We start from the raw sequence: 18,339 nt of genomic DNA on the forward strand, positions 1-18,339 counted from the left end.
CGTTATAAAAAAGGGGAAACGGTGTTGCGTTTCCCCTTCGAGTTCTTCAGCAGCCGCTTCTAGTAGCTCAGGCTGAGAATGCGGCGGGCAGCCACCAGATCGATATCTTTGTGTTCGCCCATCGGCAGCAGGTTGAATCGGGTCAGATTCTCCAGCACTTCTTCAATGACTTTTTCCGGCACGCCGTACGCGCTGATGCGCGTTTTCACGCCCATATCATCAAAGAAATCGCGGGTTTTATCGATGGCCGCGGTGATACGGGTTTCTTCATCACCTCCGGTCAGCCCCCAGACGCGCTCTGCGTATTGCAGCAGTTTGAGGCGTTTGGTTTCACGCTGTACCTGAAGCAGCGAAGGCAGCAGAACGGCCAGCGTTTCAGCGTGATCCAGATGATAGAGCGCGGTCAGCTGGTGGCCGATGCGGTGCGTTGCCCAGTCCTGCGGCACGCCGACGCCAATCAGACCATTCAGTGCCAGCGTTGCCGACCAGGTGACGGTCGAGCGCACATCGTAATTTTCCGGATCGGTCAGCGCTTTCGGGCCTTCTTCGATAAGGGTCAGCAGCAGGCCTTCGGCAAAACGATCCTGTACTTTGCCGTAAACCGGATACGTCAGATATTGCTCAATCACATGCACAAAGGCGTCAACCACGCCGTTGGACACTTGTTTAACCGGCAGCGTGTAGGTTTTTCGCGGATCCAGCACGGCAAACTGCGGGTACAGATGCGCGTCGCTGAAACCCATTTTTGCGCCCAGTGCGACGTTAGTGACCACGGCGGTCGGGTTCATTTCCGAACCGGTCGCCGGTAACGTCATGATGCAGCCGAGCGGCATGGCTTTTTCCAGCGGCAGGCGTTTCGACCACATATTCCAGACGTCGCCCTCGTACAGGACAGCGGCGGCAATAAATTTGGTGGCATCCACGACAGAACCACCGCCAACGGCCAGCAGGAAGTCGATTTTTTTCTCTTTAACCAGCTCAACGGCAACCATCAGGGTTTCGAAATGCGGGTTAACCTCAATGCCGCCAAATTCGAAAATTTCGCGGTCACCGAGAGCTTTACGCGCTTCATCAATCGTACCGAATTTTTTCGCGCTGCCGCCGCCGTAGGTAATCAGGACGCGGGCGTTGGCGGGAATGTACTGGCCGATATCGGCAATACGCTGTGTACCAAAAAGAACGCGGGTGGGATTGTAGTAATCGAAGTTAAACATAGCAGGAACTCCTTGAACCTCCCCCCGGGGATGAGGGGAGGGGCTTGCTGAGAAACGCAGTGGCTTATTTCACCTGCATGCCAGGTTGTGCGCCGGAATCCGGGCTGAGCAGGAAGATGTCTTTTCCGCCTGGGCCTGCGGCCATCACCATGCCTTCAGAAATGCCAAAGCGCATTTTACGCGGCGCGAGGTTCGCGACCATGATGGTCAGACGGCCTTCCAGCGCTTTCGGATCCGGATAGGCAGAGCGGATACCGGAGAAGATCTGACGGGTTTCGCCGCCCAGATCCAGTTGCAGGCGCAGCAGTTTGTCGGAACCTTCCACGAAATCAGCGCTTTTGATCAGCGCGATACGCATGTCGACTTTGGCGAAATCATCAAACGTGATGGTTTCCTGAATCGGATCATCCGCCAGCGGGCCGGTTGCAGGGGCTTTCGCCGCCGCAATGTCTTCTTTCGATGCATCAACCATGGCGGTCACTTTATCCAGTTCGATACGGTTAAACAGTGCCTTGAACGGATTCACCTGGTGAGAGAGCAGCGGTTGTGCAATCGCATCCCACTCAAGCGTGGTGTTCAGGAACGCTTCGGTACGTTCAGACAGTGAAGGCAGAACCGGTTTCAGGTAGGTCATCAGAACGCGGAACAGGTTGATGCCCATTGAGCAAATCGCCTGCAGGTCAGCGTCGCGGCCTTCCTGTTTTGCCACAACCCACGGTGCCTGTTCGTCAACATAACGGTTTGCCAGGTCGGCCAGCGCCATGATTTCACGGATTGCGCGGCCTGATTCGCGGCTGTCGTACGCCTGCGCGATGCTTTCTGCCGCATCGGTGAAGGTTTTGTACAGCGCTTCGTCCGCCAGTTTATCGGCCAGTTTGCCGTCAAAACGCTTGGCGATGAAACCGGCGTTACGTGAAGCCAGGTTGACCACTTTGTTCACGATATCTGCGTTCACGCGCTGCACGAAATCTTCCAAATTCAGATCGATATCGTCGATACGTGAAGACAGTTTCGCGGTGTAGTAATAACGCAGGCAATCCGCATCCAGATGGTTCAGATAGGTGCTGGCCTTGATGAAGGTGCCGCGTGATTTGGACATCTTCGCGCCGTTCACCGTCACATAACCGTGAACAAACAGGTTGGTTGGCTTGCGGAAGTTGCTGCCTTCCAGCATTGCCGGCCAGAACAGGCTGTGGAAATAGACGATGTCTTTACCGATGAAATGATACAGCTCGGTGGTGGAATCTTTTTTCCAGAACTCGTCGAAGTTCAGGTCGCAGCGGCGGTCACACAGGTTTTTGAATGAACCCATGTAGCCGATTGGCGCGTCCAGCCAGACGTAAAAGTATTTACCCGGCGCATCAGGAATTTCGAAACCGAAATACGGCGCGTCGCGGGAGATATCCCACTGTTGCAGGCCGGATTCAAACCATTCCTGCATTTTGTTCGCAACCTGCTCCTGCAACGCACCGGAACGGGTCCACGCCTGTAACATCGCGCTGAATTCCGGCAGGTCGAAGAAGTAGTGCTCGGAATCGCGCAGCACAGGCGTCGCGCCGGAGACCACAGATTTCGGCTCGATCAGTTCGGTCGGGCTGTAGGTTGCACCACACACTTCGCAGTTATCGCCGTACTGGTCTGGCGATTTACATTTCGGGCAGGTGCCTTTGACGAAACGGTCAGGCAGGAACATGCCTTTCTCCGGATCGTACAGCTGAGAAATGGTGCGGTTCTTGATGAAACCGTTTTCTTTCAGACGACCATAAATCAGCTCCGACAACTCACGGTTTTCGTCGCTGTGCGTGGAGTGATAGTTGTCGTAGCTGATGCCGAAGCCGGCGAAATCTTTCTGATGCTCCTGGCTCATTTCGGCAATCATCTCTTCCGGCTTGATACCGAGTTGCTGCGCTTTCAGCATGATCGGTGTGCCGTGCGCATCGTCCGCACAGATGAAGTGCACTTCATTGCCACGCATTCGCTGGAAACGGACCCAGACGTCAGCCTGGATGTGCTCGAGCATGTGACCGAGGTGGATGGATCCGTTGGCGTACGGAAGTGCACAGGTTACCAAAATTTTTTTCGCGACTTGAGCCATAGTAAGAGCTTGCTTTCTGTAGTTGAAATCAGGGGTATTGATGTTAACCGAAAGCGCCGCCCCGCGTAAACAAACGGGGGGATCTCCTTACGGGTGTTCTGTTATGCTATTAAACAGATAAATAGTCTGATAACCAGTTTCAAGGAGCCGGGATGACATCTCAATCCCCACAGCAGTCCACACCCGCAGGGCTGCGCGCACTAGTGACCGGCGTACTGGCCACCTTCCGTCATTCAACACTTCAAAAAGATTTAGCTGCGATAAAAGCGGTGCATCATTGCGTGCTGATGGACGAGGTTTTGCATATCGATCTGACGCTGCCGTTCGCATGGAACAGCGGTTTCGACATTTTAAAAGAAGAAACCAGCGGCGAACTGCTGCGGGTGACCGGCGCTTCGGCCATCGAATGGAATCTTCGTCACGACATTGCCACGATGAAACGTGCCAACGATCAGCCCGGTATTAAAGGCGTGCGCAATATTCTGGCCGTCAGCTCAGGCAAAGGCGGCGTGGGGAAATCGACCACGGCGGTGAATCTGGCGCTGGCGCTGGCCGCGGAAGGCGGAAAAGTGGGCATTCTGGACGCGGATATCTATGGCCCGTCGGTGCCGAACATGCTGGGCACGGAAGAAGAGCGTCCGACATCACCGGATGGCGTACATATGTCACCGATTATGGCGCACGGACTTGCAACAAACTCCATTGGCTATCTGGTCACCGATGAAAATGCGATGGTGTGGCGCGGCCCGATGGCCAGCAAAGCGCTGATGCAGATGTTGCAGGATACGCTGTGGCCAGATCTGGATTATCTGGTGATTGACCTGCCGCCGGGCACCGGCGATATCCAGCTGACGCTGTCGCAAAATATTCCGGTGACGGGCGCGCTCGTGGTGACGACGCCGCAGGACATCGCGCTGCTCGACGCCATGAAAGGCATTGTAATGTTTGAGAAAGTGCATGTGCCGGTGTTAGGCATTATCGAAAATATGAGCATGCATGTGTGCAGCAACTGCGGACATCATGAACCGATTTTCGGCACCGGTGGCGCGCAACGTCTGGCCGAAAAATACCGTTGCGAATTGCTGGCTCAGCTACCGCTGCATATTTCGCTGCGTGAAGATTTGGATCGTGGTGAACCGACCGTTGTCTCTAATCCTGAAAGCGAGTTCACGACGATTTATCGCGAACTTGCGTCAAAAGTGGCGTCGCAGCTGTACTGGAAAGGCGACGCGATTCCGACAGAAATCGCTTTCCGGGCGGTTTAATCTCCCAACTCTGCGAATTATTGCCCGATGTCAGCGATTACACCGCCTTAACGCTGGCATCGGGTAGTGTGTTGTACTTATAATTGGCGCGTTCAAAGCACACGCTGTGCTTGCCTTCCAACTTCCAAATCAGGTCTTTAATTTTATGTCTGACAAATTCCATCAGTGTGTCATCGTGGGTATCGCTGGCGCATCTGCTTCGGGAAAAAGCCTCATCGCCAGTACGTTATACCGTGAACTTCGTGATCAGGTAGGTGATGAGCATATCGGGGTGATCCCGGAAGATTGCTACTATAAAGACCAAAGCCATATGACCATGGAAGAACGGGTCAAAACCAACTATGACCATCCAAGTGCCATGGACCACAATTTGCTGTTCCAGCATTTGCAGGCAATGAAGTCAGGTCAGGCTATCGAATTACCGAGTTATAGCTTTATCGAACATACCCGTCTGGCTGAGACCGTGACGCTCAAGCCTAAGAAAGTCATTATTCTGGAAGGGATCCTGTTACTGACCGACGTACGTCTGCGTCAGGAAATGAATTTCTCTATCTTCGTGGATACGCCGCTGGACATCTGCCTGATGCGCCGCATGAAGCGCGATGTTAACGAGCGTGGCCGTTCTATGGATTCCGTAATGGCGCAATACCAGAAAACTGTCCGCCCAATGTTCCTGCAATTTATCGAACCTTCAAAACAATACGCAGACATCATTGTGCCGCGTGGCGGTAAAAACCGGATTGCGATTGATATTCTTAAGGCGAAAATCAGCCAGTTCTTCAACTAATCGCGGAACAATCCGTAGAAAACCATACCGGAGATACGATGAGACTTTGCGATCGAGATATAGAAGCCTGGCTGGACAGCGGCAAATTAGGCATTTCACCCCGTCCGCCGGTTGAGCGGATCAACGGTGCAACGGTAGATGTGCGTCTGGGCAACGGTTTTCGCGTTTTCCTCGGCCATAACGCCGGCTTTATCGATCTGAGTGGCCCGAAAGACGAAGTGAGCGCGGCGCTGGACAAAGTGATGAGCGACGAAATCGTTCTGCCGGAAGGTGAAGCTTTCTTCCTGCATCCCGGCGAACTGGCGCTGGCGGTGACTTTTGAATCCGTCACTATTCCGGATGATCTGGTGGGCTGGCTCGACGGCCGTTCTTCACTGGCGCGTCTCGGCCTGATGGTGCACGTCACCGCACACCGCATCGATCCGGGCTGGAAAGGTCGCATTGTCCTTGAGTTCTACAATTCCGGTAAACTGCCTCTGGCGCTTCGCCCGGGTATGCTGATTGGCGCGTTAAGCTTTGAACCGTTGTCCGGTTCTGCTGCACGCCCTTATAACAGCCGTCAGGATGCGAAATACCGCGACCAGCAAAGTGCAATTGCCAGTCGCATTGATAAAGACTGATTCTGTTTTTTATCGGCGTGAGCGGATGAAAACGTGAGGAAGGCATGAGAAGACTACTGACAACACTGGTGATTTTACTGGTGGTTATCATTGCCGGCATGACTTCGCTGGTATTTCTGATCAACCCGAACGATTTCCGTCAGTACATGGTGGAAAGGGTTGAGGTGAAAAGCGGTTACAAGCTGGCCATTAATGGCTCGCTGCGCTGGCATGTCTGGCCACAGCTGAGCATTATTGCCGGGCAGACGTCGCTCACCGCGCCGGGCGCGAAAGAACCGGTGGTCAGTGCTGAAAATATGCGACTGGATGTCAAACTCTGGCCTCTCATTTCTCATCAGCTCGCCGTTAAGCAGGTTCTGTTCAAAAATGCGGTTATCCGGTTAACGCCGGATACCGAAGAGAATCAGCCTGATGCGCCGGTTGCTCCATCTTCTCCTGTTCCTGTAGCGCCCGGTGCGTCTGAGCTGGACGCTGGCTGGAAGTTCGACATTGATAAAATCAGCATCGCTGACAGTTTGCTTATCTGGCAGCGTGGCGACGATGAACAAATCAATGTGCGCGACATTAATCTCGAAATTGATAAAGACGACAACCGCCAGGCCTCTGTCCAGCTTTCCAGCCGCATCAACCGTAATCAGCGTGATTTAGCCTTCACGATGAATGCGGAACTGGATATGCAGCATTATCCGCAGGCCTTTGCTGCCAACATCAGCAAATTTACCTATCAGTTGAGCGGCGCGGATATTCCGGTTAAAGGCATTCAGGGCAACGGTTCGATGCAGGCGAGTTATCAGCGGGATACTAATGCCGTGACGCTCAGCCAGATGGCGCTGACCGCCAATGATAATCAGATTTCCGGTACGGCTTCGGCCACGCTGGGCGATGAACCGAATTATCAGCTGAACCTGAACGCGGAAAAACTCGATCTGGACGCGCTTTCCGGCTGGCAGCCGAAAACGACGGAAGAGACAACCACGACTTCTCAGGCCATCACGTCGGCGCCGGTAATTGCGCGCGACGTAGATGAACAACCCAACGGGTTGAGTGAACTTCAGACATTCAATGCGCACCTGGCGCTGAAAGTGGCTGATCTTACCTACCGTGGAATGAAAATTCAGAACCTGGCGCTCGATGCTGATAATCAGCAGGGGCAGGTTTCGCTGTCGACGTTCAGCGGCAATATGGGTACCGGCAATTTCTCACTGCCAGGCAAAATGGATGTGACGGGTAAGAAAATCCAGGTTCACATGGTGCCTGACGTCAATAAGATTGAGTTGGGCGATTTGCTGGCGGCGTATGAGTTGCCTAAGGCGCTGACCGGCAACTTCTCGCTGAAGGGTGATGTGAGCGGTGAAGGCCTTTCAGCCGCTGATTTCGCGCGGCACTGGCAAGGCGACGGCCAGCTTTCAATGGATAATGCACGTCTGAATGGCATGAATATTCAGCAGCTTATCCAGCAGGCCATTGCGAGAAACAGCGATAAAGTTCAGGGCCTCGACCGTTACGAGCACTACAGCCAGATTGATACGCTGAATGCGAAAGGCCATCTTGCCGATGGCACGCTGACGCTGAGCAATATGGAAGGCGTGTCGCCGATGGTGACCGGCAAAGGTGACGGCACCATTAATATGGCAGCGCAGCAGGTGGATTTGAATCTGCTGATCCGCGTAACCGGCGGCTGGAAGGGCGACAGCAATCTGATCAATACGCTGAAAACGACCGATATTCCGCTGCGCGTTTACGGGCCGTGGTCACAGATGCATTATCAGTTGCAGGTTGACCAGATATTGCGTCAGTCACTGGAGCAGAGCGCCCGCAGCGCTATCCAGGACTGGATTGATAAACGCAAAGACAGTAAAGCCGGTGATGAAGTGCAGAAGATATTGAAGAAGTAACACCGGATTTGCCGGGAATAAAAAACGGGATGCTTAATGGCATCCCGTTTTTTTTTGTCACACTTACCGCGAAGAACTCAGACTTCGTAATCGTCGGACACCGGCGGATTGAGCGGGGTGATTTTCACTTTTAGAATCCGGTGACTGCTGACTTCCAGCGGTTCGTACAGATAATCGTTAATTTTTATCTGCGCGCCGACCTGCGGAATGCTCTGGGTATATTCCATCAGCAAACCGGCCAGCGTGTGGTATTCGCGCTTATCATCGAGCGGCAGGGGAATGTACATTGCCAGATCTTCGAGCGGCATATAGCCATTCGCAATCCAGCTTCCGTCTTCCTGCTGCTGAATGTCGTGGCGCGCATCCGGCAGCTCATCGGATTCCGGCAGATTCCCGGCAATGGTTTCCATCACGTCAGTCAGCGTCACGATGCCTTCGACAGAACCAAACTCATCCACGACAAAAGCAAAATGCGTTTTCGCCTGACGAAACTGTTCAAGCGCCATCAGCAGGGAAAGCTGCTCCGGGAAAATCAGGGGCTGGCGGATCAGCGCCTTAAGATCTAACTCATTTTGCAGCAGCTGCTGTTTAAGCAAGTCAACGACATGAACAACGCCCAGCGGTTCGTCGGTCGAGCTGTCTTCCGTCACCAGAATGCGCGTGTGCTGATTCTCGGCAATCTGATTTCTCAGGACATCAATCGGATCATTCAGTTCGAGATTGTCGACGTCATGACGCGAGGTCATCACGCTGCTGACTGTCCGCTGCCCCAGCCCCAGAACGCGTTCAATCATGTTGCGTTCCTGCTGGTTGAAAATGGCATCCTCTTCAGTGCTGTCCGCAATCATGCTGGACGAATGGGCATCCAGTTCTGCCTCTTCATGCTTGCCGCGTAAAACGCGCAGAACCGTCTCCGCCGTGCGTTCACGCAAAGAACGACGTGATGACAGGAAGCGTTTGCGGTTAAATTGTGCCAGCTGATTGAGCGCTTCGATGATCACCGAGAAACCGATAGCCGCGTACAAATAGCCTTTAGGAATCGCGTAGCCAAAGCCTTCTGCGACCAGACTGAAGCCGATCATCAGCAGGAAACTCAGACATAAAATAACGATGGTGGGATGCGCGTTCACAAACTTAGTCAGCGGCTTGCTGGCCAGGAGCATCAGCCCGATGGCGATACAGACTGCCGCCATCATAACGGCCAGATGATCCACCATACCAACGGCGGTAATCACCGAGTCGAGGGAAAATACTGCATCGAGAACCACGATCTGCGCCACGACAGGCCAGAATCTGGCACCGCTTTGCTGCTGGCTCTGCTCTTCATCTTTGCCTTCCAGGCGCTCATTGAGTTCCATGGTGGCTTTAAACAGCAGGAACACGCCGCCGGTCAGCATAATCATGTCGCGGGCGCTGAACGGATGCCCGAGTAAAGTGATGAGAGGGCGGGTGAGAGTCGACAGCCAGGAAATTGACGCCAGTAACAACAGGCGCATCACTAATGCCAGCATTAAACCCGTGACGCGGGCTTTGTCGCGCTGCCGGCGGGGAAGCTTTTCTGCCAAAATGGCGATGAAAATCAGGTTGTCTATCCCTAGGACAATTTCAAGGATTACCAGGGTAGCCAGCCCGGCCCAGATTGACGGATCGGCGATCCATTCCATATTGCTTGTTTCACCTTTGGTTACACGACGGTTGTCGCACGTTGAATAATGGGCGTCAGAGGGCGAAATTTCAAATCTAAATCAGCGTACTACCGCATATCGGGCAGGAATAGAAACGGGAACAGTCCGGAGTGAGAAAAGTTTAACCGGCTGTTTCGGAAAGCAGCAAATTGTGTGCAGAAAATCAGCGAACAGGTTCAACATTCCTAATTTTAAGTCTTAAGCTTACCGTTATGTGCTGCTTGCTGGTATCGTAATGGCATACACAGAATGGTGCTGGAGTCCTAAAGTCAGCAGTATAGTCTCCCTAAACGAAATCACAGGGACTATACTCAGGGAAGAAAATATCGTGCTGGGAAATTAATTTGTTTATACAATTTCAGTTCAGTGAACGCCCTGACATGTTTGGCTCCCAACTGACTGAATTTACACACCAATAGGTTTCAAGGAGTATCTTCTACAATGTTAAAAGCTGTTATCCCTGTTGCCGGTCTGGGCACACGCATGTTGCCAGCGACGAAAGCCATTCCTAAAGAAATGCTGCCTATCGTCGACAAGCCTTTAATTCAGTACATCGTTAACGAATGTGCGGCGGCGGGCATCAAAGAGATCATTCTCGTCACGCATTCTTCCAAAAATGCCATCGAAAACCACTTCGATACCTCTTTCGAACTGGAAAGCATGCTGGAAACTCGCGTTAAGCGTCAGTTGCTGGAAGAAGTGCAGTCAATCTGCCCGAAAGGCGTGACTATCATGAACGTGCGTCAGGGGCAGTCTAAAGGCCTTGGACATGCCGTTCTGTGTGCTAAACCATTGATTGGTAACTCTCCTTTTGCAGTTATTCTTCCAGACGTTCTCATGGATGATTCAACCAGCGATCTGCGTAAAGACAACCTTGCAGCAATGCTTCGCCGTTTCAAAGAAACCGGCAACAGCCAGGTTATGGTTGAAGAAGTGCCTGAAAAAGACGTGTCCAAATACGGTATCGTGAACTGTAATGGTGTGGAAGTTGAGCCGGGCGAAAGCGCGCCGATGACTGCCATCGTTGAAAAACCAGAACTGAAAGATGCACCCTCTAACCTCGCTGTGGTTGGCCGCTATGTCCTTTCTGAAGCGATCTGGCCTCTGCTGGCTGTCACTCCATACGGAGCAGGTAATGAAATCCAGCTGACCGATGCCATCGCGATGCTGATGAAAAAGCAAACCGTAGAAGCTTTCTCCATGACCGGCCGTTCACACGACTGTGGTGATAAACTGGGCTACATGAAAGCATTCGTCGAGTACGGCATCCGCCATAAAGCGCAGGGCGAAGCGTTCAAGGCGTGGTTGAAGGAATTTGCAGCAGAATAATTAAACTAGCATTTATCCTAACAATAAAGCACCGAATTTCCGGTGCTTTATTGTTCATAAAATAAGTACCTTCAAATTATCGATATCAATATTTAGACTCAAAACATTAGCTCACTACTTGTTTAGAATTTATTGTCTTTATATCAAAATTTCCATATCTGGAGTTAAGTAAGAGAATTATCTGGAAGAAAACAGGGTACCAGGATGTTAGCCTTAACCTTAACATGTGCAAAATTAGAATTAGCTCCTAATAAAGGCTATAATGTGCGCCTGTTTTATTCATGGTGAGTAGTTCTGCCTTAACTTTGTACCTACATTGGCAATTTTCTATAAAAAACAGCGCTTTGGTTGCTACATGCCAAGGGCGGTAGCGTGTCATCCTAACACCTAAAAATCTCTTACTGCATGTTTTTATTGAATTTATGCAGCCTGGGCAAGATATTCTAAGGACTCAAAATGTTACTTCCAGTGATCATGGCAGGTGGTACAGGTAGCCGGCTTTGGCCGATGTCGAGAGAACTGTATCCCAAGCAATTCTTGCGATTGCATAGTGCTAACTCTATGTTGCAAGAAACTCTGCTGCGTTTAAATAATCTCGATGTGAGAGAACCTGTCGTTATCTGCAATGAGGAACACCGATTTCTGGTAGCGGAACAATTACGCGAAATAAATAAACTTTCTAATAATATAATACTTGAACCTATAGGTAGAAATACTGCTCCTGCAATAGCTTTAGCGGCCCTAAATGCAACTAGCGATGGGAATGATCCAATTATGCTAGTCTTGGCCGCAGACCATGTAATCAACGATGTAAACCAGTTCCATGAAGCTATAATGAAAGCGATCCCTTTCGCGGCTGAAGAGCAACTAGTGACATTTGGAATAGTACCTACTGGGCCGGAAACAGGCTATGGCTATATTCAACGAGGCAGCCCAATTGGAGATTTAAATATTGGCTTCCAGGTAAACTGTTTCGTTGAAAAACCAGATATTGTGACGGCGGAAACATATTTCAAATCTGGTGAATATTACTGGAATAGTGGAATGTTTATGTTTCGAGCTAACCGCTATTTGCAAGAGCTAGAAAAATTCAGACCAGATATTCTTGAAGCTTGTAAGGCTGCTCTGGTTGAAGCATCGCCAAGCAATGATTTTGTAACAGTCAAAAAAGAAATATTCGCATCGTGTCCTGATGAGTCCATTGATTATGCTGTGATGGAAAAAACAAAGGATGCGATGGTTGTTCCACTGGACGCTGGATGGAGTGATGTTGGTTCCTGGTCAGCACTATGGGATGTAAATAGCAAAGATAACGGCAATAATGCTCTCACGGGTGATATATTCCTTCACAATACTAAAAATTGCTATATCAACTCTGATGAGAAATTAGTCGCGGCAATCGGCGTAGATAATTTGGTTATTGTTAACACTAAAGACGCTGTCTTGGTGGTCGATAAATCTAAAGTTCAAGATGTAAAACGTATTGTCGAATATCTAAAAGAAAATCAGAGAAGTGAATACCGACATCATAGAGATATTTACAGACCCTGGGGTAAATGCGATCTAGTTGTCGCTGAAAAACGCTTCAACGTCAACAGAGTAACAGTAATACCGGGCGGAGCATTTTCCACACAAATGCATCATCATAGAGCAGAACATTGGATAATACTTTCAGGTACAGCAAAAGTAACGATCGGTGACAAAACTTTTCTTCTAACTGAAAACCAGTCGACCTTCATTCCAATTGGTTCAATTCATACATTGGAAAATCCGGGTAAAATACCTCTTGAACTTCTCGAGGTTCGCTCGGGCTCTTACTTAGGTAATGATGATGTTATCCGAATTAAAGATCATTATGGTCGAGAATGAAAATTTTAATTCTGTAGTAAATTGAATTTCAGAGGGAAGAATGGAAAGGTTAACATGTTTTAAAGCATATGACATTCGCGGTAAGTTAGGATCGGAGCTTAATACTGAGATTGCTTACCGAATTGGGAGAGCCTTTGGTGAGTATCTGAAACCTAAAAAAGTTGTATTAGGCGGAGATGTTCGCTTAACGAGCAACGAATTAAAGCTTTCTCTCGCGAAAGGGCTTCAAGATTCCGGAGTTGATGTTCTAGATATTGGCGTGTCCGGTACTGAAGAAATATACTTTGCCACTTCACACTTAGGGGTCGATGGAGGCATCGAAGTTACTGCCAGCCATAATCCTATGGATTACAATGGCATGAAACTTGTTCGAGAAGGAGCAAAACCGATCAGTGGCGACACTGGGCTTCGGGAAATCCAAAGAATTGCTGAAGAAAATAAGTTCAAAGAGGTTGAAAATTCAAGCAAGGGTAAATATGCAAAAATATCGGTGCTTGAAAATTATATCGATCACTTGATGAGTTATATTAATCTTAGCAATTTTACAGAAAAAATGAGCTTAGTGATTAACTCTGGAAACGGAGCAGCAGGCCATGTAATTGATGAAATAGAAAAAAGATTCATTGCTGCTAAATGTCCAATAACGATTACTAAGGTCCATCATTTGCCTGATGGTAATTTCCCTAACGGGATCCCTAATCCTTTATTGCCAGAATGTCGTGAACATACTTCTACTGCAGTGTTGCAGAGTAATTCCGATATGGGAATTGCATTTGATGGAGATTTTGACCGCTGTTTCTTATTCGATGAAAATGCGCAATTCATAGAGGGATACTATATTGTAGGTCTGCTGGCAGAAGCATTTTTGAAAAAACAAAAAGGTGCCAAAATCATTCACGACCCTCGTTTAACCTGGAACACAATTGACGTGGTTAGCCAGAGCGGTGGGCAACCTGTAATGTCTAAAACCGGTCATGCCTTTATCAAAGAACGGATGCGCTCAGAGGATGCAATTTATGGTGGGGAAATGAGTGCACACCATTATTTCCGTGATTTTTCGTACTGTGATAGTGGCATGATCCCGTGGCTTTTGGTTGCAGAGTTGCTTGCACAATCGCCAGTGACTCTTTCTGAAATGGTGAAGGAAAGAATGTCTTCGTATCCTTGCAGCGGGGAAATTAATTATCGAGTTGAAGATGCAGCGGATATCATACTAAAAGTTAAAGAAAAATATTCTCAGGGAGCAGTGGAAGTAAACTATATCGATGGATTGAGCATTGAACATACAGAATGGCGTTTAAATATACGGACTTCTAATACAGAGCCTCTATTACGTTTGAATGTTGAGAGTAGAAATAACTCTGCGCTAGTCAACAAATATGTTAAAGAACTTGAAGAAATAATATTGAAGAAGTAATCGAAATCTTTTTTACATATTGATCGAAAAACTATCAGTAAAAATATACAGTCATGAAGGAAATAATATGTCAAATAAATGTGCAATAGTTACGGGAATTACTGGTCAAGATGGCGCCTACTTAGCTGAACTGCTCCTGAGTAAAGGATATAAAGTTTACGGTACTTACCGACGCACAAGTTCTGTAAATTTCTGGCGTATTGAAGAACTGGGAATTAAGAATCATGCTCTTCTGAACTTGACTGAATATGACCTAACAGATCTTTCTGCAAGTATCAGGTTACTCCAACAAACAGGGGCCACAGAAGTATATAATCTTGCGGCCCAAAGTTTTGTGGGGGTATCCTTTGAGCAACCAGTAACTACTGCTGAAATAACAGGGATCGGCCCTTTAAACCTGCTAGAAGCAATACGTATTGTGGATTCAAAAATTAAGTTTTATCAAGCCTCGACTTCAGAAATGTTCGGTAAAGTGCAAGCAATACCACAAATGGAAGACACACCATTCTATCCACGCAGTCCTTATGGTGTTGCAAAATTATATGCACATTGGATGACGATTAACTATAGGGAAAGTTATGACATATTCGCTGCAAGTGGAATTTTATTTAACCACGAATCTCCGCTTCGTGGCCAAGAGTTCGTGACTCGGAAGATTACTGATTCTGTAGCAAAAATCAAACTTAATAAATTGGATGTTTTAGAATTAGGTAATTTAGACGCAAAACGAGATTGGGGTTTTGCAAAAGAATACGTGGAAGGTATGTGGTTGATGTTACAGGCTGAAAAGCCTGACACATTCGTACTTGCCACTAATCGTACTGAAACCGTACGCGACTTTGTAACTATGGCGTTTAAATCTGCTGGATTCAATTTGCGATTTGAAGGCAAAGATGAAAGTGAAGTTGGTATTGATATTGCCACTGGGAAAACAGTCGTACGCGTGAATCCAAAGTTCTATCGCCCAGCTGAGGTAGAATTATTGATTGGTAACCCTCAAAAAGCTAAAGATGTTCTGGGTTGGGAACCAAAAACTACCCTGGAACAACTGTGTCAAATGATGGTCGATGAAGATTTACGTAGAAATAAGGAAGGATTTTCATTCTAATGAAAATTAATGGCAAAAAAGCTTTGATCACCGGCATCAAAGGTTTTACCGGCCGTTATATGGCAGCGGAGTTATCCGCTGCCGGATATGAGGTACACGGTTTAGGTACAGTCCAAAATGACGGAGATGAAAATTATCACGGGGTCGATCTCTTAGATGTGCCTCGTCTTAAAAACATTGTAGATGCGATATCGCCAGATGTTGTCGTTCATTTGGCAGCGATCGCCAATGTTGCTCATTCCAATGCAGAAGCATTCTATGCAATCAATACATGTGGTACTCGAAATTTATTAAATATTTTATCAGCTCTTGATACTAAACCAGAAGCAGTCCTGGTAGCGAGTAGTGCCAATGTATACGGCAATAATATTTCGGGTAAGTTAAATGAAAGGACTCCATTTAACCCTGCTAATGACTACGCAATAAGTAAAGTAGCGATGGAATATGTAGCGAGGTTATACTCTGACTCTCTGCCGATCATTATTACTCGCCCTTTTAATTATACTGGTAGAGGACAGTCTGGAGATTTTCTTATACCTAAGATTGTAAAACATTTTCGGGAACAAGCTGGTGTTATTCAGTTAGGTAATATTGATGTTTGGAGAGATTTCTCGGATGTGAGAAACTTTGCTACTCATTATCTGAATCTTATTGAGAAAAAAGCTACAGGGAACGTAATAAACATCGGTTCTGGAAAAATGTATTCTATCAGGGAAACCATTTCTTTATGTGAAGAAATAACTGGACACAAAATTAAGATACAGATCAATCCAAACTATGTCAGGAAAAATGAGATTAAAGAACTATGCGGTGATATAACACTGCTACAAAAGTTTAGTCCTTCAGTTGAAATGTATTCTTTTAAAGAAACGCTCACTTGGATGTTGGAAGAGTAATGCATAAAATAATTCTGTCGGTAGATTGCGTCAAATACCCACTCACGGGCATCGGGCGCTACACTGTTGAACTCTCTAGACAACTAGAAATGAGTGATAATATAGATGATTTGAGATATTTGCGCGGACTCAATGTTTCTCACACTTTACCTGTTCCTGGAGAGCAAACCGGATATAGTGGTTATGGTATAAAGAAGCATCTCAGAAATAGTACCTTAGTGAGTGAGATCTACAGGCGAACTATCCCAATAGCTAAGAGTTTTGTAATTAAAAAATATATTAATCATATTTTTCACAGTCCAAATTATTATTTGCCACCAGGCGTCAACAACTGCATAGCTACTTTTCATGATCTTTCAATTTTTCATTGGCCAGAGTTCCATCCGAGGGCTCGCGTGCATTTGATGCAAAAAGAATTAATTAGTGCAGAAAAAAGAGCAAAAATTTTAATTACAGATTCTGAATATACGAAAAAAGAATTGGTCGATTTTTTTCAAAGACCCCCAGAATCAATAGTTGTGGCCCCATTGGCCAGTAGTAATGATTTTATGGTTAAATCTGAATCAGATATAATATTAAGATTAAGAAAATACAAATTAGAATACAAAAAATTTATTTTATTTACGGGTACCATTGAACCACGGAAAAATTTGATCACTTTGTTAAAAGTTTATGAACGTCTGACTAATAGTGAGAAGTCAAATTTTCCCCTTGTTATTAGTGGTTATAAAGGGTGGGGCAATTCAGAGATTCTTCGATTATTCGATAAAGGACACCGAGAAGGGTGGTTGAAATATCTTGGCTATGTGCCTTCGGAAGAGCTGCCATATTTATTTTCAGGCGCTAAAGCCTTTGTATTCCCTTCAATTTACGAAGGTTTTGGCATTCCGGTACTGGAAGCAATGGCTTCAGGGACGCCTGTTATTTGTTCTGATAGCTCATCGCTGCCTGAAGTAGTAGGTAATGCTGCATTAATAGCAGACCCGATGGACATTGATACGTTTACATCTAACTTGCAAATTGTATTAAATGATAAGTATAAGGAAGAAAATTTAATAGCTAGGGGGTTAAAGCAGTCTTCGGAATTTACCTGGAGAAAATGCGCATCAAAAACTATTGAAGCATACGATCAGGTTCTAAAAATAACATGATAAAAATTCTTCATTGCTACAAAACCTACTATCCCGATACTTATGGTGGCGTTGAGCAAGTTATATATCAGCTAGCAGAAGGTACTATAGAGCACAATGTTAACTCAACGGTTTTTTCCCTCACGAGAAAAAATCTTGAAGGAAAAAACTTTGTTGACAATCATCAAACTTATAAAGTTAAGACACAATTTGAAGTGGCATCAACACCATTTTCATTTAGTGCTATTTCAAAATTTAAAGAATTGGCTGCAAAAGCGGATATTATACATTACCATTTTCCGTATCCGTTTATGGATATTATGCACTATGCAGCAAAAATCAAAAAACCTACAATATTAAGTTATCATGCCGACATAGTTAAACAGCAGCTATTATCAAAAGTCTATAACCCATTGATGAAATGCTTTCTCAATGATGTTGATTGTATTGTTGCCTCTTCACCTAATTATGCAAGAAGTAGTGTAGTGCTTTCTGAATTCAAACACAAAACTTGTGTCATTCCATATGGTTTAGAAGATAAAAAATATTTTGACCTTGACGACGAGAGACTTGCTTTTTGGAATAGTAAATTTAACGATGGTTTTTTTATTTTTGTTGGAGCCTTCCGCTATTACAAAGGATTACTTACGCTACTTAAAGCTGCCCGAGGCGCAAAGTATAAAATAGTATTGATTGGTGCTGGCGGTATTGAAGTTGAATTAAAAAAATATGCAAATTTGAATGAATTAGAAAATGTCCATTTTGTTGGAGCTGTCTCAGACCAAGATAAATATGCATTATTAAGTCTTTCCCGCGGAGTGGTATTCCCTTCGCATCTTCGTTCGGAATCCTTTGGGATATCTTTACTTGAAGGCGCTATATTTTCAAAACCATTGATCTCTTGTGAAATTGGGACAGGAACTACATTTATCAATATCGATAAAGAAACTGGTATTGTTATTGAACCATCGAATTGTGATGAACTGAAAAAAGCGATGGATACGTTATGGAATTCCCCAGTTCTTGCAG

The 18,339-nt window shown here is 46.8% G+C and carries 14 protein-coding genes; 11 read left to right on the forward strand and 3 right to left on the reverse strand.

Annotated elements, in window-relative coordinates:
* Positions 1-59: 59 nt before the first annotated feature.
* Together KWG64_RS20465 and metG are read right to left on the reverse strand one after the other, a co-directional pair.
* The gene (locus KWG64_RS20465) at positions 60-1,214 is read right to left on the reverse strand and encodes an iron-containing alcohol dehydrogenase (protein WP_195823006.1); all 1,155 of its coding nucleotides are present in this window, start codon (positions 1,212-1,214) and stop codon (positions 60-62) included.
* Between the two features lie 64 nt (positions 1,215-1,278).
* Entirely contained in the window at positions 1,279-3,351 is a 2,073-nt protein-coding gene (metG, locus tag KWG64_RS20470; RefSeq protein ID WP_255562254.1) for a methionine--tRNA ligase, read from the reverse strand.
* Between the two features lie 110 nt (positions 3,352-3,461).
* On the opposite strand from metG, the gene apbC reads away from it, so the two are divergent.
* The 4 genes from apbC (at position 3,462) to asmA (ending at position 7,876) form a co-directional block, all read left to right on the forward strand.
* On the forward strand, positions 3,462-4,574 hold the full coding sequence (gene apbC / locus KWG64_RS20475; protein ID WP_218522977.1) for an iron-sulfur cluster carrier protein ApbC: 1,113 nt from the start codon (positions 3,462-3,464) through the stop codon (positions 4,572-4,574).
* Positions 4,575-4,719: 145 nt separating this feature from the next.
* The gene (gene udk, locus KWG64_RS20480; RefSeq protein WP_120506638.1) at positions 4,720-5,361 is read left to right on the forward strand and encodes a uridine kinase; all 642 of its coding nucleotides are present in this window, start codon (positions 4,720-4,722) and stop codon (positions 5,359-5,361) included.
* Between the two features lie 38 nt (positions 5,362-5,399).
* The gene (dcd, locus tag KWG64_RS20485; RefSeq protein WP_152325831.1) at positions 5,400-5,981 is read left to right on the forward strand and encodes a dCTP deaminase; all 582 of its coding nucleotides are present in this window, start codon (positions 5,400-5,402) and stop codon (positions 5,979-5,981) included.
* 44 nt (positions 5,982-6,025) lie between these two features.
* Entirely contained in the window at positions 6,026-7,876 is a 1,851-nt protein-coding gene (gene asmA, locus KWG64_RS20490) for an outer membrane assembly protein AsmA (protein WP_218522978.1), read from the forward strand.
* Positions 7,877-7,953: 77 nt separating this feature from the next.
* Here the strand turns inward: asmA and KWG64_RS20495 are convergent, their stop codons facing one another.
* Positions 7,954-9,540 (reverse strand): TerC family protein, encoded by a 1,587-nt coding sequence (locus KWG64_RS20495; RefSeq protein WP_195814549.1) that lies wholly within the window; start codon positions 9,538-9,540, stop codon positions 7,954-7,956.
* Positions 9,541-10,002: 462 nt separating this feature from the next.
* Here KWG64_RS20495 and galU point away from each other — a divergent pair, with 462 nt between their 5' ends.
* From galU to KWG64_RS20530, 7 genes are all read left to right on the forward strand, one after another.
* Positions 10,003-10,890, forward strand: coding sequence for a UTP--glucose-1-phosphate uridylyltransferase GalU (gene galU / locus KWG64_RS20500; protein ID WP_218522979.1), 888 nt, complete (start codon positions 10,003-10,005; stop codon positions 10,888-10,890).
* A 456-nt stretch (positions 10,891-11,346) separates the two neighbouring features.
* Positions 11,347-12,759 carry a mannose-1-phosphate guanylyltransferase/mannose-6-phosphate isomerase gene (locus tag KWG64_RS20505; RefSeq protein WP_218522980.1) on the forward strand — a complete coding sequence of 471 codons (1,413 nt, stop codon included), beginning with the start codon at positions 11,347-11,349 and terminating at the stop codon, positions 12,757-12,759.
* Between the two features lie 40 nt (positions 12,760-12,799).
* Entirely contained in the window at positions 12,800-14,176 is a 1,377-nt protein-coding gene (locus KWG64_RS20510) for a phosphomannomutase CpsG (protein ID WP_218522981.1), read from the forward strand.
* A 67-nt stretch (positions 14,177-14,243) separates the two neighbouring features.
* Positions 14,244-15,284 carry a GDP-mannose 4,6-dehydratase gene (gene gmd / locus KWG64_RS20515; protein WP_218522982.1) on the forward strand — a complete coding sequence of 347 codons (1,041 nt, stop codon included), beginning with the start codon at positions 14,244-14,246 and terminating at the stop codon, positions 15,282-15,284.
* On the forward strand, positions 15,284-16,180 hold the full coding sequence (locus KWG64_RS20520; RefSeq protein ID WP_218522983.1) for a GDP-mannose 4,6-dehydratase: 897 nt from the start codon (positions 15,284-15,286) through the stop codon (positions 16,178-16,180). The genes gmd and KWG64_RS20520 overlap by 1 nt, the downstream gene beginning before the upstream one ends.
* Positions 16,180-17,331: a glycosyltransferase family 1 protein gene (locus KWG64_RS20525; protein WP_218522984.1), complete on the forward strand. Its 1,152-nt coding sequence runs from the start codon at positions 16,180-16,182 to the stop codon at positions 17,329-17,331. The genes KWG64_RS20520 and KWG64_RS20525 overlap by 1 nt, the downstream gene beginning before the upstream one ends.
* On the forward strand, positions 17,328-18,339 hold a 1,012-nt coding region (locus tag KWG64_RS20530; protein WP_218522985.1), incomplete at its 3' end, for a glycosyltransferase. The genes KWG64_RS20525 and KWG64_RS20530, both read left to right, overlap by 4 nt.

It is taken from the genome of Rahnella sp. PD12R, assembly GCF_019200965.1.
GTDB classification, from domain to species: Bacteria; Pseudomonadota; Gammaproteobacteria; order Enterobacterales; family Enterobacteriaceae; genus Rahnella; species Rahnella laticis.